Origin of the sequence: Streptomyces sp. AgN23 (genome assembly GCF_001598115.1) — a bacterium.
Classification (GTDB): Bacteria; Actinomycetota; Actinomycetes; order Streptomycetales; family Streptomycetaceae; genus Streptomyces; species Streptomyces antimycoticus.
This window is the reverse complement of record NZ_CP007153.1, coordinates 2,029,108-2,049,353: the sequence shown is the minus strand read 5'-3', so window position 1 is coordinate 2,049,353 and position 20,246 is coordinate 2,029,108. Positions and strand designations below refer to the sequence as shown.

Below are 20,246 nucleotides of genomic sequence, written 5' to 3'. Positions count from 1 at the left end.
GTGGCGTTCAGACGGACGGCTGGAGCCGGATGAGGAAGTGGCCGGCGTCGGTCAGCTCCACCGTGGCTCCGGTGGGTACGTAGACGGTGGTGTCGGGCTCCTCCAGCAGGCACGGCCCCTTCGCCCGCGCCAGCGCGGCGAAGCCGCGGTGCACATCCACCTCGGTCCGGGCCCCGGTCACCGGTTCGAGGATGGTGCGGCGCAGCAGGGTATGGCACTCCCCGTCGGTCTCCACGATCTGCCGGACCTGCTGGACGTCACTGCGGCCGACCGCGCGCACCCGGGAGTTGACCAGCAGGATGTCGGTCTCGGTCCAGGCCGTCCCGGCCCCGAACTCGGTCTCGTAGTCGGCGATGAACCGCGCGCGCAGTTCGTCCTTGTCCGCCTCGGTGAAGGTCCCGCCCTTCAGCCGTGTGGTGACCTCGAAGATCTGGCCGACGAACTTCATATCGGCCTCGCGGTGGAGCTCCCGCCGGTCCTCGGGGATGCCCTCGGCGTCGAACCACGCCCGCGCGCGCCGCTCCAGGGCCTGGAACTCGCGGTCCAGGTCGGCGGCCGGCTGCCGCATCGTCCAGGGGCTGGTCCGCACGGCGGAGAAGACGGAATCGGCGTGCATGAGCCCGTAGGCCGAGAACACCGCGGCGTTTCGGGGGATGACGAGTTCGCTCACGCCGATCTCGGCGGCGATGCTCGCGGCGAACAGGCCGCAGGCACCGCCGAAACCGACGAGGGTGAACTCCCGCGGGTCGTGGCCACGGTTGACGGTGATCTTGCGCAGGGCGTTCGCCATCTGGGAGGTGGCGAGGCGGTACACCCCCTCGGCCGCGGCGTCCTCGGCCACTCCGAGGGGCTCCGCGACATGGGCGCGCAGCGCTTCGCGGGCCAGGTCCTCGTACAGCTCGACTGTCCCGCCGAGGTAGTAGCCGGGGTTGATCAGGCCGAGCACGAGCGCGGCGTCGGTGACCGCCGGGCGGGTTCCGCCCCTGCCGTAGCAGGCGGGACCGGGAGTGGAGCCAGTGCTGTGCGGACCGACCCGGAGCAGCCCACGGCCGTCCACCCAGGCGGCGCTGCCGCCGCCGGCGCCGATCGTCTCGATGTCGACGACGGTCAGACTCGTCGGCAGACCGCCGATCTCGGCCCGCGGGAGCAGCCGGAACTCACCATCCATGATCGCGGCGGCATCCAGGCTGGTGCCACCCATGTCGGCGGTCAGCACCCGGCGCCTGCCCAGCTGCTGCCCGAGCAGACGGGCGCCGGTGACCCCGCCGACCGGCCCGGAGTTGAACATGGAGATCGGCGCCTTGCTGGTCTCCTCGACCGACAGGAACCCGCCGTGGACCTGCATGATCTGCACACGCGTACGCAGGCCGCGGGCGCGCAGCTCCTCGGCGAGGTGGTCGAAGTGGGAGGCGACGAGCGGTTTGACCGCGGCGTCGAGCGCCGTGGTGACCATGCGCTCGTACTCACGGTAGACCGGTGTCAGGCCGCTGGAGAGGGTGAACGGGACGTCCGGGTGGTTCTCCCGCAGATACCGGCCGATGGCCTGCTCATGGGCGGGGTTGCGGAACGACCACAGCAGGCATACGGCGATGGCCTCCGCGTCCGTGGCGAGCGCGGAGTCCACCGCGGCGGCGATGACCTCCTGCCGCAGCGGCACAAGGACCTCGCCGTGGGCATCGACGCGTTCGGCGACCTCGATGACGCGGCCGCGCTCGACGATGCCGGGCGGTGGCAGCATCTTGTGCGGGTCGCGCTCGTCGGTCCGCGCCGACCGGGCGATCCGCATCGTGTCGCGGAACCCCTGCGTGGTGAGGAGCGCCACCGTGGCGTACTTCTGCTCGTCGACCGCGTTGGTGACGATCGTGTTGCCGAGCACGAACCGGTCGACGGCCGGGTAGAACTCCTCCTCGGACATGCCCGCGCGCTCCTGGAGCACGGCCAGCGCGCCCAGGATGCCGGTGGTGACGTCCTTCGTCGAGAACGCCTTCCCACGGACCGCGCGGCCGTCGAGGACCGCGACCGCGTCGGTGAATGTGCCACCGACGTCGATACCAACCTGTAGTGCCATGTCTCAGCGTCTCCCTTGGCTCGGATACGTGCAGGCGGTGAGGCGGGGCATCAGCCCTCGCCGCGCAGCTGGGCGAGGACTTTTTCGGCGTGGTCCGCGCGCACGGCCCGGTCGGTGATCAGCCGGGCGACCACGAGCGGCAGTTCCTCAGGGGTGGCGCCCGCGGTGACGGCGACGTTGCGGGCGTGCAGCGACATATGGCCGCGCTGGATGCCCTCGGTCGCCAGGGCCCGGACCGCGGCGAGATTCTGCGCCAGGCCGACAGCGGTGATGACTTCGCCCAGCTCGCGGGCGGTGGTGACGCCGAGCAGGGCCACGGCGGCCTGCGCGACCGGGTGCACCTTGGTGGCTCCGCCGACCAGGCCGACCGCCATCGGCAGCTCCAGCGCGCCGACCAGGTTGCCGTCGGAGTCCTTCTCGAAGTGCGACAGGGACGTGTACCCACCGTACCGGCCGCTCGCGTGCGAGTGGGCGCCGGCTTCGACGGCACGGGTGTCATTGCCGGTGGCCAGCACGACCGCGATGACGCCGTTCATGATCCCCTTGTTGTGAGTGGCGGCGCGGTACGGGTCCGCCTCGGCCAGGGCGGCGGCGTGCACGATGTCGTCGACCACCTCCGGCCCTCCGAGCGCGTCGAGGTCGAACACGGCGCGTGCCCGGCACAGCCGCAGGTCGGCCTTGTTGCTGAGGATTCGCAGCAGCGTGCGCCCCCGGGCGATCTCCCCGACCCGCCCGGCGATCGCCTCGGCCATGGTGTTGACGGCATTGGCGCCCATCGCGTCGCGTACGTCCACGATCAGGTGCAGTACCACATAGGTTCCTCCGGGAGCGTCGACCAGATGCACATCCACATCCCGGGCGCCGCCGCCGAACCGGATGAGCTGAGGGTCCTGTGCGTCGGCCAGCGCGATGAGCTCCTCACGCGCTTCGAGCAGCCGCAGCCGGGCGGTGTGCGGATCGGCGACACCGAGGACCTGAATCTGTGCCCGCATGAGCGGTTCCGTGGTCGAGGTGGTGAATCCGCCGGTGACGCGGGCGATACGGGCGGCGTTGCTGGCCGCGGCGATCACCGATGGCTCCTCGGTGGCCATGGGGATCAGATAGTCGCGGCCGTTGACGGTGAAATTGGTGGCCACGCCCAGCGGGATGCCGAGGACACCTATGGCGTTCTCGACCATGTGGTCGGCCTGCTCAAGGGTGAGGCCGCGCTCGGGATCGAGCACCTCCAGACTCTCCGGCTCGACCGCGGCACCGCGCGCGATACGGCCGCGGCGCTCACTGATCGACACATCCTTCACGCCGGAAAGCCTGCTGTTGACTGCCATGGATCCTCCTGCTTTCGGTGACGAGCTCACGGGGAGACAGGCCCCGCGGCGGGCGAGCGGCGACGTGGCTCCCGGGGCATGACGGCCAGGACGCCGCCGGGCGCCGCAGCCGTCCGTTTCAACACCCGGTCGGCGACCGGCGGCCGGGCGGCTCCCGCCGCTGTCCTCGCTGAGCGGGAAGCGGAATCAGCAGCTCGACACGGACGGCCGTGCCCTGCGAGTCCCGCTGGACCCGGCACGTTGTGGCGTAGGCGTGGACCAGGCCCAGCCCCCGCCCGTCCACCATCTGGTCGGGCGTCCCCGTGCCAGGGCACCGTTCCCGCCAGGTGCCGGCGTCCCTGACTTCGACGGAGGCCGCGCAGTCGTCGACCGTCAGCAGCAGGCTCACCTCGGGGCTTCCGCTGTGCAGCACGCTGTTGGTGACCAGTTCCGTGGCGATCACGCGCAGTGCGTCGACGGTTTCCTCGGGCGCCCCCCACCGTGTCGCCACGTCGCGGGTGAAGGCCCGCAGAGCGGGAACCGCCCGGGGCTCCACGCCCATGGAGCACATGGCGGACCGCTGCCGGGACGCGGCCCCGCCACACCGGCGGCGGTGGGTGGGCTGGAGTAGCTGTTCATCGATCACGATCATGTCCTGCGGTGAAGAGTCCGGCGTCACGCCGGAGAGTCGCACTATGGTCGAGGTGGGCATCGGGCCCCTGTGTTGCGGCACTGTGACCAGCAGATCTTCAGTGGATGACGCCGCTGTCACACCTCAGACTTTAGATACGCGGTGTAACAGCGCCCATGTACCATCAGTACACGGTGCAAAGTTTTTAATGGGTGATTCACACAGGGCGGACAAGGTGGTGGACATGGGAGCGCCCCAGGACACCGAGCGGCCGGCACCACGGGCCGACATCCCGGTGACCGCTGTCCTGACCCTGCTCGATCTCGCCGCGAAAGGACCCCCGGACGAGCCCGACGCCGTGACCGACCTGCTGCTCACCGAGCATCTCGACACCGCCACGGCCACCCAGGTGGGCCGCCGGGTTCGCGAGCTCCAGGGCGCGATGGCCCGGTCGCACCGGCGCGGACAGGAACTGGCCGCTCTGTTCTCCAGCGCACGGGAACTCGCCGAACTGCACGATGTGGATCTGCTGATCACCCGGCTGGTACAGCGCGCCCACGACCTGGCCGGGACCGATGTCACCTATCTGTCCGAGTTCGACGAGACCACCCATGAGCTGAGGGTCCGCTCCACCGCGGGAGCGGTCGCCCCGTCCTTCCAGAAGCTGAGGGTGCCGCCCCATATCGGTCTGGCCAGCAAGATCGTCGAGTCCCGCGCCCCGCAGTGGACCTCACGTTACGAGCAACTGCGCGACGTGCCCCATGACGACAGCATCGACAACGCCGTCCGCGCCGAGGGCCTCGTCTCCATCGCCGGCGTCCCGCTGATCGCCGGCGGCAGGGTCCTGGGAGTGCTGTTCGCCGCCAATCGCACCGAGCACACCTTCTCCCCGGAAGAGGTCTCACTGTTGTCGGCCTTCGCCGACAACGTCGCCGTCGTACTGCAATCGGCCCGTCTGCTCACCCAGGCCCGGGACGCGGCCGCCGAGACGCAGCGCGCCTATGACGCGCTGGCCGACCACGTCGAGGCGATGGAACGCGCCAGCCGGGTGCACGAGGAGCTGACCGCCGCGGTTCTGCGCGGAGGCGGTGCCGCGGACGTCGCGCGGACTCTGGAAGCGGCACTGGAGCGGCCCGTGGTCATCCTCGACGAGACCTACGCCGTGCTCGCCGCATCGGACGACCGGAGCACCGCCTCGGTGATCGACCCGCCCGCCGTCCGGGCGGCCATCACCGACAGCCTGCGCTCCGGGCGCTGCACTCCGCTGGACCCGCCGACCGGCGAGTTTCACACCGCGGTCGCCGTGCTCGCCGGAGAGATGATGCTCGGCGGGCTGCTCATCGGCGACGGCACGGTCGAACTCGGCGCGGTGGAGCAGCGGACCATCGAGCGCGCCGCACAGATCACCGCGCTCCTCACTCTGAAACAGGACGCGGTCCTCCACGCCGAGGACCATGTGCGCGGTGAGCTTCTCGGTGACCTCGTCAGTCCCGACGCCCGGCGGCGCGCGAGCCTGCCCGCCCGGCTGCGCGCCCGCAGACTGCGCCCGGAGGACCTGCGGACCGTCGTCATCACCGTGGTGGCACCCGAACAGCGCCGCGCCGCGCTGCGGGCCACCCAGGCCGTGGCCGCGCCGTCCGGCCTGGCGGGCGAAGTGGACGGCGTCGTCACACTCGTCGTGCCGGAGAGCGATCCGCAGCGCGCGGCGACGGCCGTCCGCGACCGCCTGTGTGCCGCGACGGGGGTCGGCGCGGTGCTGACCGTGGCCGGGTCCCCTGCGGAGAGCCTCGACGAACTGAGCGCGCGTTTCACGACGGCCCGGGATTGCGGCCGGGTGCTGACCGCCCTCGGCATCGAGGCGGCCGCGGTCGCGGCCGACGCCTACCTGCCGTACACGACGCTGTTCGCCCACGACCCCACCAGCGTGCGGCAGTTCATCGATCGCACCATCGGCCCCGTCCGGCGCTGGGACGCCGAACGGGGGACCGATCTGCTCGCCACCCTCCACCGCTTCGTGGACTGCAACGCCAGCCCCGCCCGCACCGCGCGGCTGATGGGCGTGCACAGCAACACCGTGCTGCAGCGGCTCGACAGGATCACCCAACTGCTCGGCGACACATGGCGGGACCCGGACTCGTTCTTCCGCGTCTCGGTGGCGGTCCGCCTGCACACCCTGTCGGAAGCCCTTCGGAGCTCCTCACACCCACTCCGGCATCCCTGACAGGAGCGGAGCCGCCGGGCAGCTGCCAGACCCCGCCCCAGATGTAGTGCTTGACGTGCCGGCTCGTGGCCGGCTGGAACCTGTGCTCGCCGGTCTTCGGATCCACGGTGTGGCGCAGCCGCTGCCACCTGGTGCCGGCCGACGGGCCCAGCTGCATCTCCGGCCAGCTGTCACGGTCCCGGCCGATCCACAGGAGGGCCTTGCGCAACCAGCACCCATCGAGCATTTCCGCGTGATCACGGGCAGCGGAAACGCTCAGCAGGGGTCAGTCCAGGCCCTTGCGTCCGGGAGTCCAGAATGGCTTGGTACGCACGTGGCGTCGTGGCCAGTTGCGCTCCTCGACGAGGTGGCGACGGATGAGCTGGATGGTTCTGGCCTCGCCCGCCAGATACGCGATTCCCGGTTCATCGGGCAGAGGCAGGCTGCGAACAGCTTCGACAAGGGACCGTGAGGAGGCGGCGGAGCGCCCCTGACGGTAGGTCCAGTCCACATTCCAGCCGGGTCGCGCCGCCGGCCGCTGCTTCGGGGTCAGGTCGATGCGCTCAGCTGGGCTGTCGACCTCCACGCGGGCGAAGACCTGGGCATCGTCCGGCAGTGCGCGCAGCATGGGGCCGTAGGAGACCTGGGCCGTCTCGTCCCCGGCGAACAGGTGATAACGAGCCTCGCTCTGCACGGCGAGGTTGCCCTGTGGCTTGAGGAGCATCAGCTCGTCACCGGGTCGGGCGGTGCGGGCCCAGCCCGCTCCAGGCCCCTCACCGTGGTCGAACACGATAAGTTCCATGGCCTGGTCATCGAAATCCCATATGGAGTAGGTGCGTAGGGTGCCCACGATCCAGTCCAGGGCCGGCGGCGCGGGCGCGACTTGCAGACGCACGTGCTGACCGGGATGCCAGGTGAGACCGGCCAATGCGGAGCCAGTGAGGATGACCCTGCGAAGACGTGGCCCCAACTGCTCAACGGTGTCGACGTGGACCGGCAGGAGAAGGCGGTCCACTAGGCGGCTCTTCATGTTCTTCTCTTCTTTGGTGGAGAATGCGGAGCGCATTTGCGAGAGCTGTCGGTGCACCTGTGAGCGCGCGGACAGCCCTTACAAGTGCGAAGTGGTGAGGGCTAGTTGGTTCCGGCAGTGAGCTCGTCGAAGAGCTTGTTCGCCGTGGGAGAGGTGAACATTCGCTCGATTTCCGCGCGGGCGGTCTTCTTGCGGAACTCTCCTTCGTAGGAGGTGTCGCCGGAGTTGTGCATGAGGTCTGTGATCCATGCGGCGAATGCCTGGTAGTTCCAGACGTGGCGCAGGGCAGCCGAGGAGTAGTTGGCGAGCAGACTCGAGTCGCCCTTTTCGGTCCGGGCGATGATGGCGTGGGCGAAGAGGTCGGTGTCGTGGAGGGCGAGATGGATGCCCTTGGCGCTCATCGGCGGAACGATGTGGGCAGCGTCGCCGAGCAGGTAGAGCCTGCCGTAGCTCATCGGGTCGAAGACCACGCTGCGCAGCGGGATGATGTGCTTGCTGAGGATCTCTCCACGGGTCACGGGGGTTCCGAAGCGCGCCTCCAGTTCGCTCCAGATTCGCTCGTCGGGCCACTGTTCGGGGGTGTCGCCGACCGGGCATTGCAGGTAGATGCGTGCCGCGTCGGCGCCGCGGGGGATCATGCCGCCCAAGCCACGCTCGTGGATTGCCATGCCTGCCGGGCTGGCCGCTGCCGTGGCCCAGACGGTGAGCCATGAGTAGCCGTATTCGTGGGAGTATTCGGTGAGGGTGTCGGCGGGGATCGAGGCCCGGCTCACACCGTGGAAGCCGTCCGCTCCGGCGATGAACTCGCAGTACAGCGTGTGTGTTGTGCCGTCGGTGTCCTGGTAGTGGACAGCGGGGTGTTCAGTGTTGATGTCTGCAAGGGTTACGTCGAGGGCCTCGTAGCGGAGGTCGCCGCCAGCGGCCAGGAAGGCGTCGGTGAGGTTACGGACGAGGATGTGCTGGGGGATGAACATTCCGCTGTCCTCGTCGTGTTCGATGTCGATCGGCAGGGCCTGACCGTCCATGAAGAAGCCACCCTCTTCGTGCGTGATGGGGTCGCCCTCCAAGACCCCGTCGAGGCCCCACTGGCGGAAGGTGTCCATGCCGAAGCGGTCGAGGGCGCCGGCCCGCTGACGCTGGTCGACGTAGGCGCGGCTGCGCTTCTCCAGCACGATGCAGTCGATGCCGTTGCACAGGAGGATGTTGCCGAGTGTGAGCCCAGCCACCCCAGCACCCACGATGACGACAGGGATAGTTTCGCGTGTCTCGGACATGGTGTTTCGAGCCTCCGTGCAGATAGCAGGGTTCCGCGCTGTGCGCGTATCAGTGCCGCCCGGATTGAGCGGCGTACTGACCCCACCTTGGAGCAGCCGGCCCACCGCTCACCACCGGCTAATGGACACCAGATACCGGAAAGCCGCCAACCTGGGGGCGCTAGGTGCGCAGACTCCCTACGTCCGGCGCGCTGACGCGCAGGGCGGCCTGGTAGCTGCCGGGCGTCTGGCCGACGATCTCGCTGAAGGCGTCGATGAAGCTGGAAGGGTTGGACCATCCGCACATCACCGCGGTGTCGGTCACCGACATGCCATCCGTGAGGTGGGCCAGTGCATGGTGGATGCGCAGAGTGGTCCGCCAGCGGTGAAAGCTCATGCCTAGCTCGGCCTGGAACAGGCGGCTGAGGGTACGGGCGCTGGCTCCTGCGGCACCGCCCAGTTCGGTCAGCGTCGCAGGCCGGGCGGGGTCGGCGTGCAGCAGGTCAGTGACGGTGCGAAGCCGCTCGTCTCTGGGTTCTGGCAGGTGCAGAGACTGGTCCGGGTTATCGGACAGCTCATCCACAATCACGGAAAGTATGCGCCGGTGGGCGCCCGGTCGGACCTCGGTCCGACCATCGGTCAGCACGAGGACGGCCTCGCGCAACAGCGGGCGGACGGTGAAGACGCTGGGATGCGGCAGCAGGTCGCCACACAGATCGACTGGAATCGCCAGCACGCGGACATCGGTGCGACCGTAGAAGCGATGGGAGTGGGCGAATCCTGGAGGCGTCCACGTCGCTCGGTTGGCCGGGGAAACCCAGGTGCCGCGCTCGGTCGTGGTGGCCAGGGCCCCGGCGGCCGCGTACACCAACTGCCCCTGGGCGTGGCTGTGGGAGTCGAGGTGGTAGCCATGCGGCAGCCAGCCGCCTCCGCTGTGCATCGGCATGTGCGATGGGATGACAGTCAGAGCTGAATGGCGGTCTATCGGCATTACCCAGGATCCTACCGCTTGACCGACGCACGGCCACCTGAAGCTGACGCACGGCCACCTGAAGCTGCGGCAGGCGTCTTGGCGCACGGCAGAGCCTGTGATCAGGATGCGGTCGGTTGCCTCGCGTCGGCATGATCCGATCCAGCGTTCCGCGATGGCGTTCATCCGCGGTACCCGGGGCGGTGTCGGAAGGACGTGGGCGCCGATCGCCTGGAAGACGGCGTCGAAGCTGTCGGTGAAGTAGGCCCCGCGATCCCGGATGAGGAACTTGACCGACTCGGCATGGTCGCCGAGGTCCATGAGGTAGTTCCGTGCTCGCTGGGTGATCCAGGGGCCGGTCGGGCGTCGGGTGGTGCCGGCGATGTGCACCCGCCGGGTGCCGTGGTCGATGAAGAACAGCACGAACCAGCGCCGCAGGAAGACCGTATCCCATCAACGTTCCGCAGGGAGAGCGTAAGGGTGATGTAAAGTGCCGTGCGGTGTGCCGGGAAGCCTGGTCGGCGGTAGGGGATTGCTCTCTTCACCGATCGGGGACGGTATTCATGGTGCTCATCGCGGTCTTCGGCGTGGCGCTTCTCATCGTGGTCCTGGTCTCGGGCCTGGCGGCCCGCTCGATTCTCTCCACCTCGCTGCTCTTTCTCGTGGCGGGCGCGCTCGTCGGCGATGGGGCCTTCGGCCTGATTCACATCACGGCGGACAGCCCGATCGTGGCGGTCACGGCGGATCTTGCGCTGTTCGCGGTGCTGTTCACCGACGGCATGCATGTCTCGTTCCCGGCGCTGCGTGGCGCCTGGCGGAATCCGGCGCGTGCGCTCGCCCTGGGCATGCCGCTGGCGTTCGTGGGGATGGCACTGATCACCCACTTCCTGGTGGGGCTGGACTGGACGACGTCGTTCCTGGTGGGCGCGGTGCTGGCGCCGACCGACCCGGTCTTCGCGTCGGCGATCGTGGGGCGCAAGGAGGTTCCGGCTCGGCTGCGGCAGCTTTTGAACGTGGAGAGCGGCATCAACGACGGGCTGGCGCTGCCGGTCGTCCTGGTGTTGATCGCGGTAGCCGGTCCGGCCTCGGGCGAGGCGGAGACGTCGTTGTCGAAGATCGCCCTGGAACTGCTCGGCGGCCTGGCCCTGGGCGCCGTGCTGCCGCTGGTGGTCAGTGCGCTCGTGCGGTTCCCGGTACTCGGTGCCGAGCCGAAGCTCCAGCCCCTGTTGCCGCTGGCGACCGGTGTGATTCTCTACGCCGGCTGCCATCTGACTCACGCCAACCCCTACCTGGCCGCCTTCTCGGCGGGCGCGGTGCTCGCCTCCGTCTCGCCGGAGTCCGGCCGTGCCTTCGAGCCACTGGGCGAGGCCGTGGCGGAGCTGAGCAAATTCGCGGCGCTGCTGGTCTTCGGCGCGCTGCTGACGCCTCGGCTGTTCGGGGACCTGTCGGTGGGCGGCTACGTGGCCGTGGTGCTGGCCATTGTGCTGGTCCGCCCGGCCTCGCTGCTGATCTCACTGATCGGCACCCGCTTCGCGCGGCGGGAGATGCTGGCGGCGGCCTGGTTCGGGCCGAAGGGCTTCGCCTCCGTCGTGTACGGCCTGCTCGTGCTCCAGTCCGGCATCCCGCAGGGCGAGCGGGCGTACACCCTGATCGCGGTGTGCATCGCGTTCTCCATCGCCGCGCACAGCAGTACGGACGTGCCCGTCGCCCGTCTCTTCGACGTCGAGGACCTCGTCGGCATCCCGGACGATGACGATGACGGCCACGATGAGGGCAGGGAGAAGCAGACCGCCCGGGCAGCCCGGACGGCGTCCCGAGTGGAGGAGGACGACGATGCGCGCACGTGATCTGGCGGTGGCGTACGAGTCGGTCCGCGTCGATGACGACGCGTTGGAGGCGGCCCGCCTCATGGCCGAGCACCAACTGCCGGGGCTGCTGGTCCTGGACCGCGAGGGGGAGCCGAAGGCGATCCTGCCCGCCTCCCAGGTGATCAAGGCACTCGTCCCGCCCTATGTGATCGAGGACCCGGCACTCGCGGCGGTCATCGACGAGAAACACGCCGACCGGCTGTGCGAGGCACTGCGTGGCAGCCGGGTCGGCGACCTGCTGTCCGACAAGGCGGCCCGGCCGCCGATCGCCGACCCCGACGACACGGCGCTGGAGGTGGCCGCGCTGATGGCGCAGGCGCGCAGCCCGCTGGTGGCGGTGGCGAGGCGGGACAAGGCGGGCCTGTATCTGCTCGGGGTGATCACCGCCTCGCAGCTCCTCCATCGACTCCTCGGACATGCGGAGCCCCATGAGTGACTGGCACAGTTGGGCGGCGATCGCCGTTTTCGTCGTCGCCTACGTGGCGATCATCAGTGAACGTGTCCACCGGACGGCCGCCGCCCTGGGAGGGGCGGCGGTCATGCTCCTGATCGGTGCCACCGACGACAAGGCCGCCTTCTTCGACGAACGCTCCGGGATCGACTGGAACGTCATCTTCCTGCTGCTGGGGATGATGGCGATCGTCGGGGTCCTGCGGCAGACGGGTCTTTTCGAGTATCTGGCGATCTGGGCGGTCAAACGCGCCCGCGGCAAGCCCTTCCGCGTGATGACCATGCTGATAGTCATCACCGCGTCCGCCTCCGCGCTGCTGGACAACGTCACCACGGTCCTGCTGGTCGCCCCGGTCACCCTGCTGGTGTGCGAACGTCTCGCGCTGCCGGCGGCGCCCTTCCTGATCGCGGAGGTGCTGGCGTCCAACATCGGCGGCACCGCGACGCTCGTCGGTGACCCGCCGAACATCATCATCGCCAGCCGGGGCGGGCTGACCTTCAACGATTTCCTCGTCCACCTCGCCCCGATCGCCGTGGTCCTGACCGCCGTGCTGGTGGTGCTGTGCCGGGTGATGTTCCGCAAGGCGCTTGTGTACGACGAGGAGCGGGCCGCCGAGGTGATGGCGCTCGAGGAGCGGGAGGCCATCCGGGACCACCGGCTGCTGTACCAGGGGCTGGGGGTCCTGGTCCTGGTCGTCTTCGGGTTCGTGGCGCATCCAGTGCTGCACTACGCGCCGAGCGTGGTCGCCCTGCTCGGCGCCGGGCTGCTCATCGCCGTCTCGAAGGTGGAGACGGGTGAGGCGCTGAAGGAGGTGGAGTGGCCGACGCTGGCGTTCTTCGCCGGGCTGTTCATCATGGTCGGGTCGCTCATCGAGACCGGTGTCATCGGGGAGATCTCCCGGGCCCTGGCGGACGCCACCGGCGGCAGCGAACTCGGCGCGGTGATGCTGCTGTTGTTCGGCTCGGCGGTGCTGTCGGGGATAGTCGACAACATTCCGTACGTCGCGACCATGGCCCCCATCACCGCCGACCTCGCCCACGGCTTCGGCGGCGACGGCGTCCACGTGCTGTGGTGGGCACTGGCCCTCGGCGCCGACCTGGGCGGCAACGCCACCGCCATCGGCGCCTCCGCCAACGTGGTCGTCCTGGGCATCGCCGAACGCAACCGCCAGCCCATCTCCTTCTGGCAGTTCACCCGGTACGGCCTGGTCGTCACCGCCGTGACGGTGGTGCTGTCCGCCGGATATCTGTGGCTGCGGTACTTCGCCTTGAGCTGACGCTACGACGATCACAGGGAGCGGACCGATGAGACAGCCCCGGGTACCTGAGGACTTCCTCGGCGGGTACGAGCGGATGCTCACCGACGTCGCCGAGACCGGCCGCCTGCTGCTCCGTCCCGAGCTGGACGAACTGCGAGATCTGGGGGAGCGGGCGGCCGAGGCCGGATACGGACTTGGGCCGCTCATCGGGCTGTACCTGGGCGAGACGCGCAGGCTGTGGGGGTCGCTGCCGGGTGCGGTCCGGGCGTCCGGCGCGTCGGCGTCGGCCCGTACCGTCGACGCGTTGCTGGGCGCCGTGGACACGGCCGTAGGCGCCCTCGGTGAGGGCCATGAACGGGCGCAGCGCCTGGCGGTGCGGCAGGAGGAGGCGGCACGGAGGGAGTTCGTGGACGACCTGCTCTACGGGCGCAGCGACTTGGGGCGGTTGGCCGAGCGGGCGGAGCGGTTCGGGCTGCGGCTGGCGCGGAGCCACGCGGTGGCGGTCGCCGAGGGGGAAGAGCGGTATGACGATGTGCATCCGGTCGTACGGCGTGTCGAGCGCGAGCTGATCGCCCGGTTCGGTGAGCACGATGTGCTGCTGACCACGAAGGACGGGCGGCTGGTGTGCGTCGCGGCCAGCGGCGAGCGTGAGCGCGCGATCCTGGATGCCTTCGTGAGCCGGGTGCACGATCCCGGCAGTGAGTACGTGGGAGAGGGGCGGGTAGCTGTCGGCCGTGAGCACCCGGGGGCCGGGGGTGTGGTGAGCAGTTACGAGGAGGCCCTGAGCGCCTTGGAGCTCGCCGACCGTCTGGAGCTGCCCGGCCCTGTTCTGCGCGCCGCCGAACTGCTGGTCTTTCCGGTGCTTCTGCGCGACCGGGCGGCCATGGCCGACCTGGTGCGCACGGTGCTCGGCCCGCTCACGCGGGCCCGGGGCGGGGCCGGCCCGCTCCTGGAGACGCTCACCACGTGTGCGGCGGCGGGGTACGTCAACGCGGAGGCGGCACGGCGACTGAACGTCGGCGTCCGCACGCTCTCCTACCGGCTGGAGCGCATCAGGGCCCTGACGGGCTACGACCCGGGCGACGCGTTGCAGCGCTTCACCTTGGAGACGGCTGCCATGGGGGCCCGGCTGCTGGGGTGGCCGGGGAGCCCGTTGTAGGCGTGGCCTGCCCATGCGGTTCCGGTGTTACCAGGCCGTCAGGAACGCGTAAAGATTGCCGGGATCCGGCAATGTGCGGCTCGTGATTCCGGTGTCACGATGTGCCCGGCACCAGGACGGGGGAATCGGGGGAGGCGCTGTGGCTGAGTGTCCACGGACCGCGCAGGAGCGTCCGGCGGGCCTGTCCGGCCTGACGCTCCTCGTCGTGGCCGGGTACCGGCTGGTGGCGCGGATCGGCGGGGCCGGCGGCGGGGCTCACGGGAGAGACGGAGTCCGCCCCGGCACCGTCGGCACCCGGCGCACCGCCGTGACCGTGACCGGAATCGCGCTGGCTGCCTGGTTCATCGCGCTTGCCGGAGACGCGCTGACGGATCGGCACTGGCTGCGCGTCGCCGTGCTGCCGGCCGTGGCGGGAGCGGGCTGGGCGGGTGTGAGGCTGCAGCGCCGGCTGACCCACCGCCTCTTCCCGCCCGCCGGGCCGCTCGATCGCCCTCGGCGCGGCGTCGATCGCGTCGTGTCCCGGATGTGACCCGTACCACCACCCTCCTTGCTTAGGGTCACCACCACCCTCCTTGCTTAGGGTCACCACCACCCTCCTTGCTTAGGGTCAAAGGGCCCGTCCTGGCCTGTGTCCTGCCCCGGTGGCAGCGGCACGCGCCAACGCGACGCCCTTGGGAGGGTTCATTGGTTCAAGGAAGTGGTCCGAAGGACTCCCTTCTCCTGTCTTTCCTGCCGTTCGGGGTCATGGCGGTGGTGGCCGCGGCGGATCTCATCACGGGGCCCGGAGTGGGTCTTCTGCCACTGGTGTCCCTGGGACCGGCCTTCGCGGGACTCACCGGTGGATGGCGGCGCACGGTCGCCATAGGAGTGGTCGCCGTCGCCCTGTGCCTCGTGCTCAGCGCGTACGACGGGTTGTACGGCACCCGCCGCGGCTTCACCGCACTGCTCTCGATCGCGGGCGTTACGGCCGCCGGTCTCGCGGCGGCGGTGCGCAGGCAGCGGCGCGAGACCGAGCTGGCCAATGTCCGCTCGATCGCGGAGGTGGCGCAGCGCGTACTGCTGCGCCCCGTGCCGCGCGGCGCCGGGCGGCTTCGGGTGGCCGTCTCGTACACCTCCGCTGTCGCCGAGGCGCGCATTGGAGGTGACCTGTACGAGGTGGTGACCTCGCCGCAGGGGGTGCGGCTGATCGTGGGGGATGTGCAGGGCAAGGGCCTGGAGGCGGTGGAGACCGCGGCGGTGGTCGTGGGCGCCTTCCGGGAAGCGGCGTACGACGAGCCCGATCTCACCGCCGTCGGTGAACGGTTGGAGCGGGCTCTGGAGCGGCATCTGACCCGGGAGAAGTTCGTTACGGCGGTGCTGGCCCAGGTACAGGACGGCGGCGCCTACGTCACCCTGCTCAACTTCGGCCATCCCGCACCGCTGATGGTGCGGACACATGGGGAAGTGCGGTATCTGGCGCCGCCGGAGCGGGCGCTGCCGCTCGGACTGGGTGCGCATGGAACCCCGGGGCCGAAGCCGTACGACGTGCTTTTCGCTCCGGGTGACCAGGTGCTCTTCTACACCGACGGGGTGACCGAGGCACGTGACCCCTCGGGGGACTTCTATCCGCTGGAACAGCGGGTGGGCGGGCTCGCGCAGCGTGACCCGGACGCGGCGCTGGCCGCCGTGCGGCAGGACCTGATGGAGCATGCGGAGGGGCCGTTACAGGACGACGCCGCCATGCTGCTGCTCCGTTATCGCGACGGCTGACCATGGACGGGGCGGCCCGGCAGAGGGGAATCCCTCGGCCCGCCCGGCGCGCGCCTGCCGTCCTGGCAGGCCTGCGGGTGTCAGAAGGTGGAGGCGATGTCGTCGTAGGTGGCCTCGTCGACCAGGCCGGAGTCGTCTCCCCTTCGTCCGCGTCCTCCCCGACGAACGGCCCACGCCGCGGTGAGTCACGGCGCTCGCGGAAACGCGCCGACGTGCGGTCAGGCGTTCCCGGCGGGGGCCGCGGGCGCGTGGAGGACGCTCAGCACTGTCTGGTGGGTGAGCCAGCCGACCGGTTCGCCTGACTCCGCGTCCAGGACGGGCAGTCCGGCGCCGTCGGCGGTGACCAGGGTGTGCAGGGCCCCGCTCAGGGGGGCGCCGGCGGTCACCGCCGGGGGCCGTTCGGCGAGGTCGGCGACGACGCGCGGGGTGGCGTGCGCGTCGAGGGCGGGATCGGGCTCGGTGAGTGCTTCGGCCACGGCACGTGCGGTGACCACACCCGCATACCGCCCGTCCCGGCCGGTGACGGGCAGGACTCCGTGGCCGGAGCGGGCGATCACATCGGTGGCGTCCTCCAGTGGCAGGCCGCCGGACAACGCGGCGGGAAGTTCCTCCATCACATCGCGGACGCTCGCGCCGGCCAGTGGGGACCGCAGCCGCGCGCTGTCCAGGTCGATGCCGCGGCGGCGCAGCTTGAGGGTGTAGATGGTGTCGCGTGACAGCAGGCGGCTGGTGAGCGTGGCCAGGACGATGGCGAGCATCATCGGCAGGATGATGGTGTACTGCCCGGTCAGCTCGAACAGCACGATCACGGCGGTGATGGGGGCGCGGGCCGCGCCCGCGAAGGCCGCGCCCATGCCGACCAGCCCGTAGGCGCCCACCGCTCCGGCGGTGCCGGGCAGCAGATGGTGGGCCGTGACGCCGAAGGCGGTGCCGGTCATCGCGCCGAGAAAGAGGCTGGGCGCGAACACTCCGCCCGAGCCGCCGATACCGATGGTCAGGCTGGTCGCCACGATCTTGCCGACCAGCAGGAGCAGCAGCAGGCCGATGGCGTACCGGCCTTCGATGGCGTTCTCCAGGACCGGGTAGCCCACCCCGTACATCTGGGGCAGCGCCAGCAGCAGGCCGCCCAGCAGCAGGCCGCCGACCGCCGGGCGCAGCCACTCAGGCCCGCGCCAGGCCCAGTCGCAGGCGTCCTCGATCAGGTACAGCACCCGCGTGAACGCCACACCGACCACGCCCGCGACCACTCCCAGCAGGGCGAACAGCAGGTACTGCGCGGGATGGGCGACATGGAAGGCGGGCAGGGTCAGGAACGCCTCGTCCCCCAGGACCGCCCGGCCGATGACGCTCGCCGTGACACTGGAGAGGACGATGGCGCCGAAGGACTCCACGGCGAAGTCCCGCAGGATCAGCTCCATGGCGAAGAACACCCCGGCCAGCGGGGCGTTGAAGGTGGCGGCGATGCCGCCCGCCGCGCCACAGGCGACCAGCAGCCGCCTGCGGTCCTCCGGCACCCGCAGCACGCCCCCGACGGTCGAGCCCAGCGCCGAGCCGATCTGCACGATCGGCCCCTCCCGCCCCACCGAACCGCCCGACCCCATGCACAGCGCCGACGCCAGCGCCTTGACCACCGCGACCTGCGGGGCGATCCGGCCCCCACGATGGGCGACGGCGTACATCACCTCCGGTACGCCGTGTCCGCGTGCCTCCTTGGCGAAACGCTGCACCAGCGGCCCGTACAGCAGCCCGCCGGCCACCGGCGCCAGCACCACGAACCACGGGCCGAGCCATGGCAACCACGGGTGGGCGGCGTGCCCGGCGGCGGAGTAGTCGGCGTGGCCCGACAGCAGTCGGGTGAAGGTCTGGATCAGCCACCGGAAGGCGATCGCCCCAAGCCCGGCCCCGCACCCCACGACCAGTGCGAGCGCGATCACCCTTCGCTGCGCCTGCCCCGCGCCGCTCAGTAGCCGAGTTCCCGCTCGGGCGGGGGAGGAAGGCGCTCGCCTGGGACTAATCGTTTCACTCACCATGTTTTGCATTATGCAAAAGAATGCCTGCGGCGCACAGCCGGCGTCGGCCCGGTGTCAGCCGCGCGGGGCGTCGTACGTGGTGGCCGGGGGCGCGTCGAAGCCGCCTCCAGGAGTCACCAGGTCGCGTGCGCCTGAGCGCCGTTGGCAACGGAGGGCTCGGCGCCCGCTTCCGTGAACGCCTGTAGTGCCTCGACCAGATGGCGTCGCTGGCCGGACGGCATGACGTCGACGATGCGCGCGTTTTCCCGCCGCCTGCGCCCGGTGGCCTCGTTCGCGATCCGTCGGCCATCTCCGGTGAGCGAAATCACGCTGGTGCGCCGGTCCTCCGCGGACACACCCCGCGCGGCCGCGTGCCCGGGGGCCCTCTGATGCCGAGCCCCCTGTCACGGGAGGGAGAGAACTCGATCGAGGCCCACATCGGACCGTCAGGGGCGGGCAGCCACCAGGAGATCAACCACATAGGTCTCTTCCACCCACTCGTCGGGGAAAGCCTCGCCCAGCCGCTCCCGCTCATCGGCGAGAAACGCGTGACGGTCGGCCTCATCAAGGACGAGGAACGCCGAACGGCTGCCGATGTTGGCGAGATGCGTGTCCAGAGAGACCGTGCGGCTCCAGCGCACGAGACGGCGCGCGACCCGCAGCCCCGTCAGGCCCGCCAGCCGGGTGGCATCGCCGTCGTTCGGACGTACCGCGGATCTCGGCTTCACCCCGCAGTGGTGAGCGATGCGATTGTGCTGCTCACGGAGCCACGGGACGTCGAAGGCCGTGGTGTTCCACCAGATCGCCAGCGCGCCGTCCGGACGCAGGACCCGCAACGCTTCCGGAACAGAGCGGCCGGGATCGGTCCACTGCCAGGACTGCGCGTAGACGATGAGGTCACGGGAAGCCTCGGCCAGCGGCAGCGCGTTGCCGTCCCCCCTCACGATCGGCACGTCCGGAAGCGCCCGGCGGAACGCGGCGGCCATGGCCTCGCCGGGCTCGACAGCGATCACCTCGGCCCCCCGCTCCCGCAGGAGCGTGGTAGCGATTCCGGTGCCCGCTCCGACGTCGGCGACCCGGGCACCGGCCAGGCGACGGCCCGCGAACTCCTCGACGCGGTCGAAGAGTCCGGGTGGATAAGACGGCCGATTCGCCGCGTACTGGGCAGCGGCCACATCGAACGATCGGGCACGTGAGCTGGCGGACATCCCCCCATCATCGCCTTCAGGACGAGAACTTGATACAGCCCGCGGTAGCGGGAGTCCGTGGCGCACCCTGCTGGCCTTATTCACGAGTTGTGGCGCTGGTCCCCTGCTCGACGGCCTGCCGCGCTCCGGGCGGCAAACGGTCACTGGCTGAGAGCCCTTTCCACCCTCAAGCTCCCCTCACATGATGGGTCTTATGGTGCCCTTTTCCTCCTCTGTCCGGATGTGGTTGCTTCCCCACGCCGTCCTGCTCGTCGTGCTGTCGACTTGGGGTGTGTTCCGCTACCCAGACCTACCGGGGCGGATGCCGAAGCACATCGGGCTCGATGGAGTGGACGCCTGGACGAACAGGTCGATCGGCAGCGCGTTCGTGCTGGTCTTCGGGTATGCGGGAGTGACGGTGTTGATGGCCGGCTGTGCGGAGCTGACCCTGCGACTGGCACCGCGCGATGACCCCGGCGTGGAAGTGGCGGGCGTCGAGGGCGCCACGACCGGCATGCTGCCTCGGAACGGCTCGCGGCCTGCTGAGGTCTGGCAGATCCAAACCAGCAGGTCATCCCGGGTGACATCATTCCCGGCACCCGCAGGCCCCCAACCCCGTCGACCTCATGGTGATCGAAGGCGCCGGCCACTACGAGATGTACGACGAGCCCGAGTACGTCGACGCTGCCGCCGGGCGCCTCACCGACTTCTACATGAACCATCTGTAAGGCACCCGAGCCAGCGAAACAGAGCAACCAGAGGTCAATGACGGCCGTGCCCTGCACGTGCCCACCGGCCTGGAGTTCCGCCGCGCGGCGGATCTGCTCGATCGGGAGGGCCGCCGCGACAGGCACCCGCAGTCGGCCCGCCCGACCAGGCGGGCGATCTCTTCCAGGGCACCGGGAGCAGCGTTCGCGTCCGCTCGGACCCGGTCGGCCAGGCCGTCGCCGTAGGCGACCGGGGCAAACCGCCGTGGTCCAGGCCCTGATTCGCCATGCCACTATCGACGGCTCCGAGGGTGTACATCGTGAACGCCTCGGCGACCCGGGCGTTGAAGTCCACGGCATGTCGTGGACCAGGGACGTCCTCAACCGCGGATTGATCGAGCG

The 20,246-nt window shown here is 70.1% G+C and carries 16 protein-coding genes and 1 pseudogene; 7 read left to right on the top strand and 10 right to left on the bottom strand.

Annotation, left to right across the window (positions count from 1 at the left end; translation table 11 throughout):
* Positions 1-7: 7 nt before the first annotated feature.
* The 3 genes from AS97_RS09075 to AS97_RS09065 form a co-directional block, all read right to left on the bottom strand.
* Positions 8-2,068, bottom strand: coding sequence for a hydantoinase/oxoprolinase family protein (locus AS97_RS09075; protein WP_059145384.1), 2,061 nt, complete (start codon positions 2,066-2,068; stop codon positions 8-10).
* A 50-nt stretch (positions 2,069-2,118) separates the two neighbouring features.
* Positions 2,119-3,393 (bottom strand): hydroxymethylglutaryl-CoA reductase, degradative, encoded by a 1,275-nt coding sequence (locus AS97_RS09070; protein WP_059145383.1) that lies wholly within the window; start codon positions 3,391-3,393, stop codon positions 2,119-2,121.
* Between the two features lie 118 nt (positions 3,394-3,511).
* Positions 3,512-4,024, bottom strand: a complete 513-nt coding sequence (locus AS97_RS09065) for an ATP-binding protein (RefSeq protein WP_059145382.1) — start codon at positions 4,022-4,024, stop codon at positions 3,512-3,514.
* 223 nt (positions 4,025-4,247) lie between these two features.
* On the opposite strand from AS97_RS09065, the gene AS97_RS09060 reads away from it, so the two are divergent.
* Positions 4,248-6,224, top strand: coding sequence for a helix-turn-helix domain-containing protein (locus tag AS97_RS09060; protein WP_086707870.1), 1,977 nt, complete (start codon positions 4,248-4,250; stop codon positions 6,222-6,224).
* 265 nt (positions 6,225-6,489) lie between these two features.
* On the opposite strand, the gene AS97_RS09055 is transcribed toward AS97_RS09060, so the two are convergent.
* The 3 genes from AS97_RS09055 to AS97_RS09045 form a co-directional block, all read right to left on the bottom strand.
* Complete coding sequence (locus tag AS97_RS09055; protein WP_210564672.1) at positions 6,490-7,269, bottom strand: siderophore-interacting protein; 780 nt, start codon at positions 7,267-7,269, stop codon at positions 6,490-6,492.
* Between the two features lie 65 nt (positions 7,270-7,334).
* Positions 7,335-8,507 (bottom strand): 4-hydroxybenzoate 3-monooxygenase, encoded by a 1,173-nt coding sequence (locus tag AS97_RS09050; protein WP_210564671.1) that lies wholly within the window; start codon positions 8,505-8,507, stop codon positions 7,335-7,337.
* 160 nt (positions 8,508-8,667) lie between these two features.
* Positions 8,668-9,426, bottom strand: a complete 759-nt coding sequence (locus AS97_RS09045) for an AraC family transcriptional regulator (protein ID WP_210567168.1) — start codon at positions 9,424-9,426, stop codon at positions 8,668-8,670.
* A gap of 593 nt (positions 9,427-10,019) precedes the next feature.
* On the opposite strand from AS97_RS09045, the gene AS97_RS09035 reads away from it, so the two are divergent.
* The 6 genes from AS97_RS09035 (at position 10,020) to AS97_RS09010 (ending at position 15,941) form a co-directional block, all read left to right on the top strand.
* Positions 10,020-11,303 carry a cation:proton antiporter gene (locus AS97_RS09035; RefSeq protein ID WP_059145378.1) on the top strand — a complete coding sequence of 428 codons (1,284 nt, stop codon included), beginning with the start codon at positions 10,020-10,022 and terminating at the stop codon, positions 11,301-11,303.
* Entirely contained in the window at positions 11,290-11,760 is a 471-nt protein-coding gene (locus tag AS97_RS09030) for a CBS domain-containing protein (protein ID WP_059145377.1), read from the top strand. The genes AS97_RS09035 and AS97_RS09030 overlap by 14 nt, the downstream gene beginning before the upstream one ends.
* Complete coding sequence (locus AS97_RS09025; protein ID WP_210564670.1) at positions 11,753-13,051, top strand: ArsB/NhaD family transporter; 1,299 nt, start codon at positions 11,753-11,755, stop codon at positions 13,049-13,051. Before AS97_RS09030 ends, AS97_RS09025 begins: the two co-directional genes overlap by 8 nt.
* Before the next feature lie 28 nt (positions 13,052-13,079).
* Complete coding sequence (locus AS97_RS09020) at positions 13,080-14,192, top strand: helix-turn-helix domain-containing protein (protein WP_210564669.1); 1,113 nt, start codon at positions 13,080-13,082, stop codon at positions 14,190-14,192.
* Positions 14,193-14,331: 139 nt separating this feature from the next.
* A complete protein-coding gene (locus AS97_RS09015; RefSeq protein WP_059145374.1) occupies positions 14,332-14,721 on the top strand; it encodes a hypothetical protein in 390 nt (129 codons plus the stop codon).
* Between the two features lie 215 nt (positions 14,722-14,936).
* Positions 14,937-15,941 (top strand): PP2C family protein-serine/threonine phosphatase, encoded by a 1,005-nt coding sequence (locus tag AS97_RS09010; protein WP_210564668.1) that lies wholly within the window; start codon positions 14,937-14,939, stop codon positions 15,939-15,941.
* Positions 15,942-16,159: 218 nt separating this feature from the next.
* On the opposite strand, the gene AS97_RS09005 is transcribed toward AS97_RS09010, so the two are convergent.
* From AS97_RS09005 to AS97_RS47065, 4 genes and pseudogenes are all read right to left on the bottom strand, one after another.
* A complete protein-coding gene (locus AS97_RS09005) occupies positions 16,160-17,872 on the bottom strand; it encodes a chloride channel protein (RefSeq protein ID WP_201724764.1) in 1,713 nt (570 codons plus the stop codon).
* Positions 17,873-18,084: 212 nt separating this feature from the next.
* On the bottom strand, positions 18,085-18,279 hold the full coding sequence (locus AS97_RS09000; protein WP_236670287.1) for a hypothetical protein: 195 nt from the start codon (positions 18,277-18,279) through the stop codon (positions 18,085-18,087).
* Between the two features lie 117 nt (positions 18,280-18,396).
* Entirely contained in the window at positions 18,397-19,158 is a 762-nt protein-coding gene (locus tag AS97_RS08995; protein ID WP_086711012.1) for a class I SAM-dependent methyltransferase, read from the bottom strand.
* A gap of 737 nt (positions 19,159-19,895) precedes the next feature.
* Positions 19,896-20,098, bottom strand: a pseudogene (locus AS97_RS47065) (zinc-binding dehydrogenase); the annotation flags it as partial.
* Positions 20,099-20,246 lie beyond the last annotated feature (148 nt).